Genomic DNA, 13,292 nt, shown 5'->3' on the forward strand with positions numbered 1-13,292 from the left:
TGGGTCCGAATCGTACCGCTCGGCGTTTGATAGCGATGGCGTCGTCCGATCATTCTCCCGTCTACCTGAACGCGATCGGCACCGCTGTTCCCGATCACGATATTCACGCGGCCTTTATCGGCTGGGCGCGCGAACGACTGCCTGAGCGTGAGCGCAAGCTGTTCGACCGCATGGCCGCGCGCGCCGCAATTCACCATCGCTGGTCGGTCCTGCCGGCATCCGCGGGGTCCCCGGTCGGCGAGGGTGGCTTTTACGCCGGCGCGATCCATCCCGGCACCGCGGCGCGCATGTCGCTCTATGCCGAGGCGGCACCGTCGCTCGCGCTGTCGGCGGTTGAGCGGCTGGTCGAACGGGTCGCGATGACCGGCGTTACGCATCTGGTCGTCGCCAGCTGCACCGGCTTCGTCGCGCCCGGGATCGACCAGATCATCGCGCGTCGCCTCGATCTATCCCCTTCGGTCGAGCGCACCCTGATCGGGTTCATGGGCTGCTACGCCGCGGTCGCGGCGCTGCGCACCGCGCGCCACATTGTGCGCTCGCAGTCCGAGGCACGCGTGCTGGTCGTCACCGTGGAATTGTCGACGCTCCACCTGCAGGAGGTCGACGAGATCGAGCCGCTGCTGGCGATGCTGCAGTTCGGCGACGGTGCCGCCGCCGCGCTCGTCTCGGCCGAGCCGCGCGGTCTGGCGCTCGGGCAACCCTTCGCAACCACGCTCGCCGCCTCTGACCAGCTGATCCGCTGGGACATCACCGACACCGGATTCGCGATGCATCTGTCGGGGGAGGTTCCGGGCCGCATCGCCGCCGCGCTCGCCGACCCTACGCTCGTTGCACAGATCACCAACGGTCGCGCCGTGGGTGAGATCGATGCCTGGGCGGTTCACGCTGGTGGGCGATCGATCCTCGACGCGGTCGAGCACGCGCTCGCGCTCGACCCCGCCGCTCTGAACGATTCGCGTGCCGTGCTGGTAGACAATGGCAACATGTCGTCGGCAACGTTGATGTTCGTGCTGGCGCGCATCCTCGCTCGCGAGACGGTCGAGCATGGTGTCGCACTCGCCTTCGGACCCGGGCTCGCCGCCGAGGGGTTCGCGTTCGGGCCGAGCGCGTGAGCGCGCTTACCACGCGTGCCGTCGGTGAGGAGCTGATGGACGCCGACGATCTGCCCGCCGACACCTATGCCGCGGTTGTGCGCGACTTGGCGCAGGTGAACACGGTCACGCTGGCGGCGCGACCGACGCTCGCCTTCCTTGCCGCGCGCGCACGTCGCGGTAAACGCTACCGCCTGCTCGACGTCGGTTTCGGCGACGGCGACATGCTGCGGCGGATCGCGCGCTGGGGCAACAGGCGTGGCGTGGAGTTTGAACTCGTCGGGATCGACCTGAACCCGCGTAGCGAAGCGGCCGCGCGGGCCGATACACCTGCCGGCTATGACATCGACTATCGCACCGGCGATTACGCCGATCTCGCCGGCGAGCACTGGGACTTCATCGTCTCCAGCCTGGTCGCGCACCATATGACGACCGATCAGCTCGTCGCTTTTCTTGCCTTCATGGACGCGCACGCGCGTGCCGGCTGGCTGGTCAACGACCTGCACCGCCACCGCTTCGCTTACACCGGCTGGCCATTGCTTGCTGCATCGTTCCGCTGGCACGACATCGTGCGCCACGACGGCCATCTCTCGATTGCTCGCAGCTACCGTCCCGCGGAGTGGCAGTCATTGCTGGCGCGTGCCGGGGTCGACGCGCGCGTGTTCACTGCTTTTCCGTTTCGGCTATGCGTCAGCAGCCGCTGATCGTCGGCGCTGGCCCCGCGGGGACCGCCGCGGCGATCACGCTCGCGCACGGCGGTGCGCGGCCGGTGGTGCTCGAACGCGCGCGGGAGACGGGGGACGCGTTGTGCGGCGGCTTCGTCAGCTGGCGAACGCTCCGGACGCTGGAACAGCTCGGCATCGAGGCGGACGCACTCAACCCAGCGCGGATCACACGCGCGCGCGTGTTCGCGGGCGGGCGGCGGGGCGAGGCGGCGCTTCCGCATGTCGCACTCGCCGTCTCGCGTCACCGGCTCGACACGGTGATGCAGCGCCGCGCGGAGGCGCTGGGCGCGACGATCGAGCGCGGCGTTGCCGTCCGCACGATCGATCGACGAAGCGTCACCACCGCCGATGGTGCGAGCCTTGAGCCCGACGCGCTGCTGCTCGCCAGCGGCAAGCACGACGTGCGAGGGTCTGCGCGACCCGCCGTTGCGCGCGGACACGATCCCGCGCTCGGCTTGCGCGTGCGCCTGCCCTCCTCTCCACACCTGCACGCGCTGGTCGGCGATGTGATCGAGCTGCACCTGTTCGATCGCGGCTATTGCGGCATCGTGCTGCAGGAAGACGGCAGCGCCAACGCCTGCATGGCGGTGCACCGATCGCGGTTGCACGAGGCGGGCAGCCCCGACGCACTCCTGCACGCGATCGCAACCGAGGCACCCGCGCTCGCCGAGCGACTCGCCTCGGGCTGGGGTGAGATCGATGCGATCGCCAATGTGCCTTATGGCTGGCGTACCGCAGAGACGACCACGGGGGTGTTCCGGCTGGGCGATCAGGCAGCGGTAATCCCGTCATTGGCGGGTGAAGGGATCGGCATTGCGGTCGCGAGCGGGCTGTCGAGTGCGCGCGCACTGCTCGCCAACGGCGCGGCAGGATCGGTCGCCTGGCAGCGCGGGTTCGCGCGCACCGTTGCCGCCCCAGTACGCAACGCCGGTCTCGTCTGGTCGCTCGCCGAGCAGCGCTGGAGCGCGCCCCTGCTGTCGCTGCTGGCGCGGATACCGGGGGCGCTAGGCGCGGTCGCGGCGGCCACGCGCGTCCCCGTGCTCGATCGTTCCGCCGCCTAACTGTCGCTGAGCGCAACTTTTTCACCGCCGGCATGTCGGGTGATCGGCTTGTTAAGCATCGCTCAAGCCTCTATTCGCCACGGCCGACGTTTATGGCCCGTGCCCGTCCCTCATCCTCGCGTTCTCGCTCGAAGACACGCTCGCCGTGGCGTCGCCGCTGGTCGATCGCGTGGAAGTCGCTGCTGGTGCTCGCGCTCGTCGCTGTGGGTGCACTCGTCACCGCGGTCTATGTCGCGCGCGCGCAGCTGCCGAGCTTCGAGGACCTGAAATCGTCGCCCAACGGGCAGATGATCCGCGTTCACGCCGCCGATGGCTCGGTGATCGTGTCATTGGGACCGAGCTACGGCGAGTGGCTGTCGATCGACCGGGTGCCTGCGGTCATGCAGCGCGCGATGATTTCGGTCGAGGATCGCCGCTTCTACAGCCATCTGGGCGTCGATCCGATCGGTGTCGCGCGCTCGGTCGACGTGCGCGTGCGGCGCGGTCGCTGGACGCAAGGCGGTTCGACGATCACGCAGCAGCTCGCGCGCAACATCTTTCTCACCTCGGCCAAGAAGTTCGGACGCAAGTTTCGCGAGGCGATCCTCGCGCTCGCGATCGAGCGGAAGTTTTCCAAGGATCAGATCCTCGAGCTGTACCTCAACAAGGTCTATTTCGGCGGTGGCGCCTACGGCATCGACGCGGCGTCCAGGCGTTTCTTCGGACACGGCGCGAACCACCTGACGCTGTCAGAGGCCGCGATCATCGCCGGGCTGGTCAAGGCGCCGTCGAACTACTCGCCAACCGCCGACGCCGACGCCGCGGTCGGTCGCGCGGGCGTGGTGATCGAGACGATGCGCGAAACGGGCGCGATCACGCCGGCGCAGGCCGCCGCCGCCGATCCGCAAGGCGTCAAGCTCGCGCCCGCGCCGCGGCAGAACAGCGTGCGCTACTTCACCGACTGGGCGCTGCCGCAGCTCGAACTGCTGATCGACGAGACGGTCAAGCCGCTGGAGGTATGGACCACGCTCGATACCGGCATGCAGCGCGACGCCGACGCCGCGATCCAGCAGAATGTGCCCAAAGGCGCACAAGGTGCGCTGGTCGCACTCGACCGCGACGGCGCGGTGCGCGCGATGGTCGGCGGGACCGATTACGTCAGCTCGATCTACAACCGCGCGACGCAGGCGGTGCGCCAACCGGGGTCGGCGTTCAAGCTATTCGTCTACCTCGCCGCGATCGAGGCGGGGAAGACGCCCGACGACAAGGAACTCGACGCGCCGGTCACGATCGACGGGTGGAGCCCACGCAACGATTCGCGTCGCAATTCAGGCGAGGTCACCCTTCGCACCGCCTTCGCCTACTCGCTCAACACGGTCGCGGCGAAGCTCGGGCAGATGGTCGGGTTCCAGACCGTCGCCGACATGGCACGCCGCTTCGGCATCACCACCCCCGTCAACACGCATCCCTCTATGGTGCTCGGCACGTCGGAGGTGCGGCTGATCGACATGACGCGCGCCTTCGCCAGCGTCGCCAACAAGGGCGTGGCGGTCACCCCCTATGCGATCACCAAGGTGACGAGCGACGGCGAGACGATCTACACGCACGAGGTCGATCGCAGCCACGTACTGGTCGCGCCCGATGTCGCGGCGCGGATGACCGACCTGCTGCAGACGGCGGTCAACACCGGCACCGGCCGCGCGGCGCAGATCGGGCGCCCGGTCGCGGGCAAGACGGGCACCACCACCTCGTCGAAGGACGGCTGGTTCCTCGGCTTCTCCTCCGGGCTGACGACGGGCGTGTGGATGGGCCGCGACGATGCGAAGCCGATCGCCGGGCTGCACGGCGGCACCGCGCCCGCGAAGGCGTTCGCCGCCTTCATGCGGCAGGCGGTTGCCAAGCGCCCGATCGAAGAGTTCGACACCAAGGTGACGCTGCCCGATTGGCAGCTAGAGCCCGACGATGAGGCCTATTACGGCTCACCCGATAACGGCACATTCGTCGATGGCGATGGCTACCCGATCGGCGGTGGAGCCGATGTCGCGCCCGAGGCTCCGCGCGTGCCGAGCAATGAGCCGCCGGCCGCCGGTGAAGGCGACGAGCAGCGGCTCGATCAGGACTGGATTGACCGGGTCACCAATCGCCGGCGCGACACGCCACGCCCCCCGCCCGCACCGACCCCGGGCGTGTCGGCACGCGAGGTGCCGGTTACGCCGCCGGCCGAGCGTCGCCCGCCGACGCGGGTCGACACCTACTCGACCGCCGACCGACCATACCAGTGAAGGCCGGCGCCGTGCCGGCGCAGCCACTGCCGCTCGGGGGTGGGATCGCGACCGAACAGTTGCTCGACCAGCGCGTGGAACGCCGGCCCGTGGTTCATGTGGACGCGGTGCGCGACCTCGTGCGCGGCGGTGGCGCGGCGGACCTCGGGCGGTGCGAGCGCCAGGCGCCAGCTGTAGCGGATTGCGCCCTGTGACGCGCAACTGCCCCAACGCGCGCGAGGATCACCGATCGTCACCTGCGTGACCGCGACGCCCGCCCGTGCGGCATAATGATCAGTGTCGGCCGTCAGCAGCGCGAGCGCCTGCTGCTTCACCCAAGCGAGAACGCGCAGCTCTACCCGCTCGACCGGACCGCCGACCATCAGCCGATCTCCCCGACGCTCGACGCGGCGCGGCGCGTCGGCCGCCCACACGATCTCCAGCGTGGCGTCGTCGAACGGCAGTTGCGCGCCGGGCACGAACGGGCGTGGCTGCGGCAGCGTATCGCGCTGCTGCGCGATCCACTCATCGTGCGAGTGCGCCCAGGCGAGCAACGGCGCGAGTGCCGCGCGCTTCGGGATCGTCAGCCGTACGCGGCCGGTCACCGGATCGAACGACAGCCTGGCGCGTCGCGCGCGGGCGTGACGCACGACGTCGATTGCCGGGGTCATCGCCGCATGATCAGCCGATGACGCTCACAGCCGACGATCGACCATGTGGTTCTCCAGGTCGCCGGCGTCATCCTCGCTGACGGTCCAGCCGCGCACCGATTCGCCTGCACGGTGCACCGCCTCGCGGTCACCGCTGACGAGATAATGCCACTCGGGCAACGGCTCGCCCGCCGCGCGCAGGCGATAGGCGCAGGTCGAGGGAAGCCAGTCGATCTGGTCGACGTTGCCGTTCGTCAGCCGCACGCATTCGCTGACATAGGCGCGGCGATTGCGGTAATTGGAGCATTGCCCGCTGCGGCGGTCGAGTAGCCGGCACGCGACGTTTGTTGCGTAGAGTTCGCCCGTCTCGTCATCCTCCAGCTTGTGGAGGCAGCATTTGCCGCAACCGTCGCACAATGCCTCCCACTGTGCGCGGTCGAGCTTCGACAGCGGCGTGTCCTCCCAGAAGCGCGCGCTCACTTGGCCCACTTCGCGATCTCGTCCGCCATCGCCTGCGGCGGTGTCTCGGGCAGCAGCGCGAGCGGCTTGCCGGCCGGATCCATCAAATAGATCTGCCGGCTGTGCTCCATCAGATAGCCGTCCTTGTTGCCCTTTCCGCGCGCAAAGAAGATGCCGTATTCCTTGGCGACGCGCGCGATCTCTTCGGGCGTGCCGGTCAGCCCGACCATGCGCGGGTGAAAGGCGGAGACGAACTGTTTCAACACCTTGGGCGTGTCGCGCGCAGGGTCGACGCTGACGAAGATCGGCACCACACGGCTGGCAAGCGACGGGTTCGACTTCTCCAACAATCGCATTGCCGCGCCGACGTTCTGCATGTCGGTCGGGCAGACGTCGGGGCAGAAGGTATAGCCGAAGTAGATGATCCGGTAGCGCCCTGCGAAGTCGCGGTCGGTGACGGTACGGCCGTTCTGGTCGACCAGCGTGAACGGCCCGCCGATCCTTGCACCCGCGAGCGGCGGCGCGGCAGTCGGCTGTTGGGACTGCGTCGAGCAGGACGACAGCGCCACCGCGAACAGCGCAGGCAGGGCGAGCATCAGACGGGGCATGTACATGGTACATCCAGCATTGATGGGTTATACGATGGGGAGCAAGTGCATGTTCGCCAAGGCGTTTGCATCCGACCGTCACCCTGACCCCGTGAGGCCCATGTTCCGTTTCGCCCCCCTTGCCGCCGCCGCGATCATGCTCGCCGCTCCGGCCGTCGCGCAGCAGCAGTCCGCCAGCTACAAGTTCCTGCAGGCAGTGCGCAGCGGCGACGGCAATGCGGTGACGCAGCTGGTCGAGCAGCCGGGGCAGCGGATTATCAACACGCGCGACGTGTCAACCGGAGAGACCGCGCTCCACATCGTGGTGAAGCGCGGCGACGCGACCTATCTGCGCTACCTGCTGGCGAAAGGGGCCGATCCCAACATCCGCGACAATGCGGGCAACACGCCGATGATGCTGGCGGTTCAGGAGGGCGAGCCCGCGCTGATCGACATCCTGGCGCTGGTGAAGGCCAATGCCAATCTCGGTAATTCGGGCGGCGAGACCCCGCTGATCCGCGCGGTGCAGCGCCGCGACCTGGCGCTGGTGCGATCGCTTCTCGCCGCAGGTGCCAACCCCGACCAGACCGACAATGTCGCGGGCATGTCGGCGCGCGATTATGCCAAGGCCGATCCGCGCGCCGCGCCGGTGCTGAAGGTACTGTCGGCCACGCCGGCCACGAAGCCGCGCGCGGTGTCAGGACCGACGCTGCGCTAGCTCAGCCGCCGAGCTGCATCGCTTCCGGGTCATGTTGCGCGATCAACCGCCGTGCGGCACGTCTGGCGAAGGCGAGCGTGCAGCGCTTGCGCACGTGCGCCGGTAGCGGATCGGTCCGCGCCTCGCGCACGATCTCCGCGTCGTAGCGGTCGGCAATGATCAGGCCGGTACGCTCGGGCAGAAACGCCGGGCCGTCAATCGGCGAGGCATCGAAGCCGGCAGGTACCGCCCAGTAGAAGCGGTCGCAGTGCGGCAGATAATCCTGCCACTTGCCATCGCCCAGCAGATCGGCGCGCGACACCTTGATCTCGACGATCACCAGCTGCCCGCGCGCGTCGACCGCCATCAGGTCGGCGCGACGTCCTCCCTCCAGCGGCACTTCGTGGATCGTCACCAGATCGTGGCGCAGAAACATGCGCGTCACCCCGCGCGCGACATCGGCGGCGCAGAGCGCGTCGTTGGACGTATCCTGACAGGTGGCGGGCGGCTGAAGCATGACCGAACGCTTAGAACATTCGGGGAACGCAGGCTAGTCGCCCGCGGATCGGATCAGCGATAGAAGGTGTGGTTGCCGATCGCAGCAATGCGGACCAGGCCACGGTTGGGCGAGCGGCCGGCATTGAAATACAGCGCCTTGGCAGCGTCGCTGTCCCACGCATCCTTCATCGCGACCTTGGCGACGGCAATCGCAGTGCGCCAGCGTGCATTCTCGGCGACATCGGGAATGCGACCGCCGCGCACGAAGGAGAACTGGCCCGGCTGGGTTACGACGCCGCAGGCGCTCTTGGCGAAACGGCCCGAGTTCGCACGGTTGAGGATGACCTCGGCGACCGCGAGCTGGCCGCTCAGCGGCTCACCGCGCGCCTCGAAATAGATCGCGCCGGCGAGGCAGCGGAGCTGTTCGTCGCTGGTCGCGGCATCCTGCGCGGCGACGGCGGCGGCGAGGGTCGGATAGGCGACCACGTCGTTCTCATCGGCCTCGGGCGCGAACGCCGGGTCCTGCGCGACTGCGGGCTGGGTCGGAAGCTGTTGAACGAAATAGGAAACCGGCGGAACCGAGGCCGGCGTAATCGGTTTGGAAGTCTGATCTTTCGCGACGAGTGCCGGAGCCTCGGCGGCGAAGCTGGCGGTGCTGTGAAGAGCAAGACCGGCCAGGGAAATCAGGGTCGCTGCAACCGTTGCAGCGCGCTTCCGAAACGTCATTCATCGTCTACATCATGCGGTTGGTACACGAACGGCGCGTGTTGCTCGCACGCGAGAACACCACCGCCGGGATCCACCCGACTGCGTAACCGTCCGGCATCGCACACCGGCGCAGCACAACGCGTTTAGTTGATGTCCGCTCTTGTCCCGCAACGCATCAGCGCGTCAACAAACCAGGATCGTTTCAGCGGCGAACCGTTCGGCTTGCGCGATCATCAGTTCGACGACCCACAAATCGGGGTCGGACGCGCGGCGTTTTCGCCAATATTCGTCCATTGCGAATCCGTCGGCGTCGACCGGTCCGGCGGGTACCAGTGACTCGCGATCGTCGAGGTCGCGAAAGCGCTCGAGCCCGCGCACGACCTGCCCCTCGTCGATCAACAGCAGGATCGCGCCGGTCTGCGCTTCACCGCGCGCACGCACGACCGCGAAGCCGCCGGCATCGTTGACGCGGCGGACGAGCGCACCAACCGCCAGATGCGTCGGAAGCCGCGAGCTCACGTCGCCGTGCCGTAGCCCGGCAGACCGGCGAGCGCGATGCGCGAACGCATGAAGGTTCCGGTGCCGCGCGCGACCTCCTCGCCGTCCGAGGCGATCAACCGCGCCTCGGCGATGAAGACGCGTCGCTGCCCGCTGATCCAGCGTCCCTCCGCGACGACCGGTCCTTCGCCTAGCGGACGAGTCAAGTTGAGGCTGAACTGGGTCGTCAGCAGAAAACGATCCGTGACGAGGCTGTTGGCGGCGTAGAAGGCCGCGTCATCGAGCATCTTGAAATATGCGGTGCCGTGCGCCGCGCCGGCGGCGTGAAAATGGCGACGATTGACCGCGAAATGGATTCGCGACACGCCTGCCTCGGGCACCTCCAGCCGCGACTCGAACAGCCGGTTGACCGGAGCCGCGGCGTAGAGCGACTCGAGTGCGCGAAAGTGGGCGGCCGCACCTTCAGGCAGCGTCACGCGTCTCGTCCGAGGTCAGCAGTGCCCAGATCGCGTCGCGCGACCCTGCGCCGCGCAGCTTGGCCAGCAGCCCGCGATTGCGCACCAGACGCGCGACCCGCGCCAGTGCCTTCAGGTGATCACCCCCCGCATTGGGTGGCGAGAGCAGCACGAATAGCAGATCGACGGGCGCGTCATCGACCGCACCGAAGTCGATCGGCTGCGCGAGCCGGACCGTGCCGGCGACGATCCGGTCGAGCCCTGGCAGCCGCGCGTGCGGAATCGCGACGCCGCCGCCGAACGCGGTCGAGCCGAGCTTTTCCCGCGCGCCGAGCGCGTCGGCAATGACACGCGCATCCTGCCCCAGCACCGGCGCGGCGAGCGCACCGATCTGGGTGAAGGCCGCCTTGCGGGTGACGGCGGATACGTTCACCGCCACCAACTCGGGCAGCAACAGGTCGCTAAGATCCATCGAACGTGCGTTGAATCAGCCGCCGCGCTGCGGCTCGACCCAGCCGATCGTGCCGTCACCGCGGCGATAGACCATGTTGTACGCACCCGTGCCTGCGTTCTTGAACAGCAATGCCTGCGTATTACGCAGGTCGAGCATCATTACCGCGTCCGATACGCTGGCATCGGGCACGTCGACGCGGGTTTCGGCGATCACCAGCGGTGCGTCCTGCTCCTCCTCGTCGGCGATCGACTCGGCGAACAGCGTATAGCCGGCATTGTCGTAGCCCGAGCGATCCTGCTCCGCTTCTGCCTCGACGTGCAGCGCGTGGCGATCCTTCAGCCGGCGCATGTAGCGGCGCAGCTGCTTTTCGATCTTCTCCGCCGCGCCGTCAAAGGCGAGGTGCGCGTCGTGCGCCTCATGCGCGCCTTTCAGCACCAGTCCGCGCATCACGTGCGAGACGATGTCGCAGCGGAACCCGACATCGTGCGGCCCCTTGCCAAAGGTCACCTCGGCCGAAATGGCGCGCGCGAAATATTTGTCGGCGATACCCTGGAGGCGGTCCTCGACATGGCTCTTCAGCGCGTCGCCGATCGAAACCTGATGACCATTGGTCCGGATATCCATTGTCTTCTCCTGCTCGACACGGGGCCAGGACGACCCCGCCATCCGCGCCAACCGGGCGCGACGGCCCCCTTCACGAAGAGCTCTCGGCCGCTCCCCACAAAGGCTCCTTTATACCGTTCACAAACGCTGCGTGCGCTGCCAGTTCCGCGGCACTGGCACGAAATACCCGTGGCGCGCGTGCCTTTCGCGGCGCGGTCGCCACGACCTCGACCGCTTCCACCGGCACTTCACTGACCAGCCCGAGGCCGATCTGCCGCCCGCCGAGCAGTTCGACGTACACCTGCGCCAAGAGCTGTGCGTCGAGCAACGCGCCGTGGAGTACGCGGTGCGAGCGATCGACACCGTAGCGGCTGCACAGCGCGTCGAGCGTGTGCTTGGCGCCGGGATGGCGGCTGCGCGCGATCTGCAGCGTGTCGACCATGCGCGTGCGGCACACGGGTGCGCGGCCGCAGCGTTCGAGCTCGCCGTTCAAAAAGGAAAAGTCGAACCCGGCATTGTGCGCGATCAACGGGCTATCCCCGATGAACTCCAGCAGCGCGTCGACACCGGCGGTGAACACCGGGAATTTCGACAGGAAGTCGATCCTGAGCCCGTGCACCCGCGCCGCCTCTTCGGGCATGTCGCGTTCGGGATGGTAGTAAGCGTGAAACGTCTGCCCGGTCTCGACCCGGTTGAACAATTCGACGCAGCCGATCTCCACCATCCGGTCGCCGCCGGCGAAGCTCAGGCCCGTGGTTTCGGTATCAAAGACGATCTCACGCATGGGGGAACGGTTATCGTGCTTCGTCGCGCGCTAGGCAAGCGATGACGCGGGCGACGGCGGCGCGGGTCTCCTCGATCGAGGTGTCGGTCGCGACCACGAAATCGGCACGCGCGCGCTTTTCGGCATCGGGCGTCTGGCGCGCGAGGATCGCATCGAACTTCGCCTCGGTCATGCCGGAGCGCTGGAGCGTGCGCGCGCGTTGGACCTCGGACGCGGCGGAGACGACGACGATCCGGTCTACCTTGGCATCGCCGCCGGTTTCGAACAGCAGCGGCACGTCGAACACGACCATGTCGGCGTCGGCGTTGGCATGGAGGAATGCCGCGCGCTCGATCGCAACTGCGGGATGGACGATCGCCTCCAATGCCTTCATCGCCGCGTCATCGCCGAGCACCGCGGCGGCGAGCGACGCGCGGTCGACGCCGCCGGCATCGGTAGTGCCGGGGAATCGCGCCTCGATCGCCGCGACGACCTTGCCACCTGGACCTTGCAGACGATGCACCTCCGCATCGGCGTCGAACACGGGTACGCCTTCCTCGCGGAACATCTGCGCGACGGTCGACTTGCCCATGCCGATCGATCCGGTGAGCCCGACGATCAACGGCGCGCTCACGCGAGCAACCGTTCGCGCAACTCATCGTCATGCTCGCGCGGCGCGGGCTGACCGAAGAACAGCTCGAATGCGAGCGCGGCCTGGCCGACCAGCATGTCGAGCCCGTCGATCGTATCCAGCCCGCGCTCATGCGCCTGCGTGAGCAGCCCGGTCTCGAGCGGCGAATAGACGATGTCGTAGACGATCGCATCGGCGGGCAGCGCCAACAGGTCGAGTTCGAGCGGCGGCTGACCCGTCATGCCGAGCGTCGAGGTGTTGACGAGCAGTGCCGCGGACGGGAGCCTGGCGGACAGCGGCAGCGCCTGCCCCTTCAACCCGAAGGTCGAGAGCAGCGCCGCGCCCTTCAGCGGAGTCCGGTTGAGCAGCGTGACCGGTCCCACGCCGACCTTCGACAGCGCGAACAGGACCGCGCGCGCCGCCCCTCCTGCCCCGACTACGACGACCGGCTTGCCGGTGAGGTCGAGTTCGGCAATCGGCGAGAGGAAGCCCGCGGCGTCGGTGTTGGTCGCGGCCAGTCCGTCGGTAGTGCGGAACACCGTGTTGGCGGCGCCGATCGAGCCGCGCACGTCGCCGGGATCGGGCACGTGGTCGAGCGCGGCGACCTTATGCGGCACTGTCACGTTGCACCCGCGCCAGGCGGGATCGGCGGCTCGGTCGGCAAAGTACGCCGCGAGCGCGTCGGGCGCGATGCGGGTCGCGCGATAATCGGCGTCGATGCCGAGCCGGTCGAGCCAGAAACGATGGATCAGCGGCGACTTGGACTGCGCGATCGGGTCGCCGATCACCTCGGCATATGGCTTGGTCATGGAAGCTTGTTCCGGTCGGGTGAGGACGGAGGGATCACGCGAGCAGCACGCCGCGCTCGCGCAAGTAGCCGAGCACCGGCAGCAGCGGCATGCCGAGCACGGTGAACTGGCTGCCTTCGATCCGGCTGAACAGTTGCGCGCCCGGCCCCTCGATCCGGTAGCAACCGACACAGGCCGAGATCGCGGGCCATTCGGCGTCGAGATAAGCCTCGATGAAGGCGTCCGATAATGGCCGCACGAACATCCGCGCCGCTTCTACGTGGCGCCACACCGGGCGACCGTTTTCCGCGATCACCGCCGCGCTGACGAGATCGTGGCGCTTGCCCGACATGCGGATCAGGTGATCGCGCGCGTCGTCGCGGT

General features: G+C 68.1%; 18 protein-coding genes. 5 read left to right on the top strand and 13 right to left on the bottom strand.

The window, feature by feature from the left end:
• Window positions 1-35 precede the first annotated feature (35 nt).
• The 4 genes from QZ847_RS13445 (at window position 36) to QZ847_RS13460 (ending at window position 5,138) form a co-directional block, all read left to right on the top strand.
• Window positions 36-1,112 (top strand): type III polyketide synthase, encoded by a 1,077-nt coding sequence (locus tag QZ847_RS13445; RefSeq protein ID WP_294357251.1) that lies wholly within the window; start codon window positions 36-38, stop codon window positions 1,110-1,112.
• 35 nt (window positions 1,113-1,147) lie between these two features.
• Window positions 1,148-1,795 carry a methyltransferase domain-containing protein gene (locus tag QZ847_RS13450; RefSeq protein ID WP_294357289.1) on the top strand — a complete coding sequence of 216 codons (648 nt, stop codon included), beginning with the start codon at window positions 1,148-1,150 and terminating at the stop codon, window positions 1,793-1,795.
• Window positions 1,777-2,877, top strand: a complete 1,101-nt coding sequence (locus QZ847_RS13455; RefSeq protein ID WP_294357253.1) for an FAD-dependent monooxygenase — start codon at window positions 1,777-1,779, stop codon at window positions 2,875-2,877. The genes QZ847_RS13450 and QZ847_RS13455 overlap by 19 nt, the downstream gene beginning before the upstream one ends.
• A gap of 92 nt (window positions 2,878-2,969) precedes the next feature.
• Window positions 2,970-5,138: a transglycosylase domain-containing protein gene (locus tag QZ847_RS13460; protein WP_294357254.1), complete on the top strand. Its 2,169-nt coding sequence runs from the start codon at window positions 2,970-2,972 to the stop codon at window positions 5,136-5,138.
• On the opposite strand, the gene QZ847_RS13465 is transcribed toward QZ847_RS13460, so the two are convergent.
• The 3 genes from QZ847_RS13465 to QZ847_RS13475 are packed head-to-tail and all read right to left on the bottom strand — an operon-like array spanning window position 5,108 to window position 6,840.
• Entirely contained in the window at window positions 5,108-5,788 is a 681-nt protein-coding gene (locus QZ847_RS13465; RefSeq protein WP_294357256.1) for a YgjP-like metallopeptidase domain-containing protein, read from the bottom strand. The genes QZ847_RS13460 and QZ847_RS13465 overlap by 31 nt on opposite strands.
• Window positions 5,789-5,812: 24 nt before the next feature.
• Entirely contained in the window at window positions 5,813-6,256 is a 444-nt protein-coding gene (locus tag QZ847_RS13470) for a YcgN family cysteine cluster protein (protein WP_294357257.1), read from the bottom strand.
• Window positions 6,244-6,840: an SCO family protein gene (locus QZ847_RS13475; protein ID WP_294357260.1), complete on the bottom strand. Its 597-nt coding sequence runs from the start codon at window positions 6,838-6,840 to the stop codon at window positions 6,244-6,246. Before QZ847_RS13475 ends, QZ847_RS13470 begins: the two co-directional genes overlap by 13 nt.
• A gap of 94 nt (window positions 6,841-6,934) precedes the next feature.
• On the opposite strand from QZ847_RS13475, the gene QZ847_RS13480 reads away from it, so the two are divergent.
• On the top strand, window positions 6,935-7,531 hold the full coding sequence (locus QZ847_RS13480; RefSeq protein ID WP_294357262.1) for an ankyrin repeat domain-containing protein: 597 nt from the start codon (window positions 6,935-6,937) through the stop codon (window positions 7,529-7,531).
• Window position 7,532: 1 nt separating this feature from the next.
• Here the strand turns inward: QZ847_RS13480 and QZ847_RS13485 are convergent, their stop codons facing one another.
• The 10 genes from QZ847_RS13485 to QZ847_RS13530 form a co-directional block, all read right to left on the bottom strand.
• Complete coding sequence (locus QZ847_RS13485) at window positions 7,533-8,027, bottom strand: MmcB family DNA repair protein (RefSeq protein ID WP_294357264.1); 495 nt, start codon at window positions 8,025-8,027, stop codon at window positions 7,533-7,535.
• Window positions 8,028-8,080: 53 nt separating this feature from the next.
• Window positions 8,081-8,734, bottom strand: a complete 654-nt coding sequence (locus QZ847_RS13490) for a cell wall hydrolase (protein ID WP_294357266.1) — start codon at window positions 8,732-8,734, stop codon at window positions 8,081-8,083.
• 165 nt (window positions 8,735-8,899) lie between these two features.
• On the bottom strand, window positions 8,900-9,235 hold the full coding sequence (locus QZ847_RS13495; protein WP_294357269.1) for a DUF1491 family protein: 336 nt from the start codon (window positions 9,233-9,235) through the stop codon (window positions 8,900-8,902).
• Window positions 9,232-9,690 (bottom strand): PaaI family thioesterase, encoded by a 459-nt coding sequence (locus tag QZ847_RS13500; protein WP_294357271.1) that lies wholly within the window; start codon window positions 9,688-9,690, stop codon window positions 9,232-9,234. The genes QZ847_RS13495 and QZ847_RS13500 overlap by 4 nt, the downstream gene beginning before the upstream one ends.
• Window positions 9,677-10,141 carry a PTS sugar transporter subunit IIA gene (locus QZ847_RS13505; protein WP_294357273.1) on the bottom strand — a complete coding sequence of 155 codons (465 nt, stop codon included), beginning with the start codon at window positions 10,139-10,141 and terminating at the stop codon, window positions 9,677-9,679. The genes QZ847_RS13500 and QZ847_RS13505 overlap by 14 nt, the downstream gene beginning before the upstream one ends.
• Before the next feature lie 15 nt (window positions 10,142-10,156).
• Window positions 10,157-10,747 carry a ribosome-associated translation inhibitor RaiA gene (raiA, locus tag QZ847_RS13510; RefSeq protein ID WP_093006868.1) on the bottom strand — a complete coding sequence of 197 codons (591 nt, stop codon included), beginning with the start codon at window positions 10,745-10,747 and terminating at the stop codon, window positions 10,157-10,159.
• 70 nt (window positions 10,748-10,817) lie between these two features.
• Window positions 10,818-11,510, bottom strand: a complete 693-nt coding sequence (gene dnaQ, locus QZ847_RS13515; RefSeq protein ID WP_294357277.1) for a DNA polymerase III subunit epsilon — start codon at window positions 11,508-11,510, stop codon at window positions 10,818-10,820.
• Between the two features lie 10 nt (window positions 11,511-11,520).
• Window positions 11,521-12,123 carry a dephospho-CoA kinase gene (gene coaE, locus QZ847_RS13520; RefSeq protein ID WP_294357279.1) on the bottom strand — a complete coding sequence of 201 codons (603 nt, stop codon included), beginning with the start codon at window positions 12,121-12,123 and terminating at the stop codon, window positions 11,521-11,523.
• Window positions 12,120-12,929: a shikimate dehydrogenase gene (locus QZ847_RS13525; protein ID WP_294357281.1), complete on the bottom strand. Its 810-nt coding sequence runs from the start codon at window positions 12,927-12,929 to the stop codon at window positions 12,120-12,122. Before QZ847_RS13525 ends, coaE begins: the two co-directional genes overlap by 4 nt.
• 34 nt (window positions 12,930-12,963) lie before the next feature.
• Window positions 12,964-13,292, bottom strand: a 329-nt coding sequence (locus QZ847_RS13530; protein ID WP_294357283.1) for a Maf family protein, incomplete at its 5' end; no start/stop codon positions are given.

Source organism: uncultured Sphingomonas sp. (assembly GCF_913778135.1).
Classification (GTDB): domain Bacteria; phylum Pseudomonadota; class Alphaproteobacteria; order Sphingomonadales; family Sphingomonadaceae; genus Sphingomonas.

What these genes read in the sequence shown, in the direction of transcription:
- QZ847_RS13445 (WP_294357251.1), top strand. Translation starts at nt 36, where the DNA reads ATGGCGTCGTCCGATCATTCTCCCGTCTACCTGAACGCGATCGGCACC.
- QZ847_RS13475 (WP_294357260.1), bottom strand. Translation starts at nt 6,840, where the DNA reads ATGTACATGCCCCGTCTGATGCTCGCCCTGCCTGCGCTGTTCGCGGTG.
- QZ847_RS13485 (WP_294357264.1), bottom strand. Translation starts at nt 8,027, where the DNA reads ATGCTTCAGCCGCCCGCCACCTGTCAGGATACGTCCAACGACGCGCTC.
- QZ847_RS13505 (WP_294357273.1), bottom strand. Translation starts at nt 10,141, where the DNA reads ATGGATCTTAGCGACCTGTTGCTGCCCGAGTTGGTGGCGGTGAACGTA.
- QZ847_RS13480 (WP_294357262.1), top strand. Translation starts at nt 6,935, where the DNA reads ATGTTCCGTTTCGCCCCCCTTGCCGCCGCCGCGATCATGCTCGCCGCT.
- QZ847_RS13465 (WP_294357256.1), bottom strand. Translation starts at nt 5,788, where the DNA reads ATGACCCCGGCAATCGACGTCGTGCGTCACGCCCGCGCGCGACGCGCC.
- QZ847_RS13455 (WP_294357253.1), top strand. Translation starts at nt 1,777, where the DNA reads ATGCGTCAGCAGCCGCTGATCGTCGGCGCTGGCCCCGCGGGGACCGCC.
- QZ847_RS13450 (WP_294357289.1), top strand. Translation starts at nt 1,148, where the DNA reads ATGGACGCCGACGATCTGCCCGCCGACACCTATGCCGCGGTTGTGCGC.
- QZ847_RS13490 (WP_294357266.1), bottom strand. Translation starts at nt 8,734, where the DNA reads ATGACGTTTCGGAAGCGCGCTGCAACGGTTGCAGCGACCCTGATTTCC.
- raiA (WP_093006868.1), bottom strand. Translation starts at nt 10,747, where the DNA reads ATGGATATCCGGACCAATGGTCATCAGGTTTCGATCGGCGACGCGCTG.
- QZ847_RS13525 (WP_294357281.1), bottom strand. Translation starts at nt 12,929, where the DNA reads ATGACCAAGCCATATGCCGAGGTGATCGGCGACCCGATCGCGCAGTCC.
- QZ847_RS13460 (WP_294357254.1), top strand. Translation starts at nt 2,970, where the DNA reads ATGGCCCGTGCCCGTCCCTCATCCTCGCGTTCTCGCTCGAAGACACGC.
- dnaQ (WP_294357277.1), bottom strand. Translation starts at nt 11,510, where the DNA reads ATGCGTGAGATCGTCTTTGATACCGAAACCACGGGCCTGAGCTTCGCC.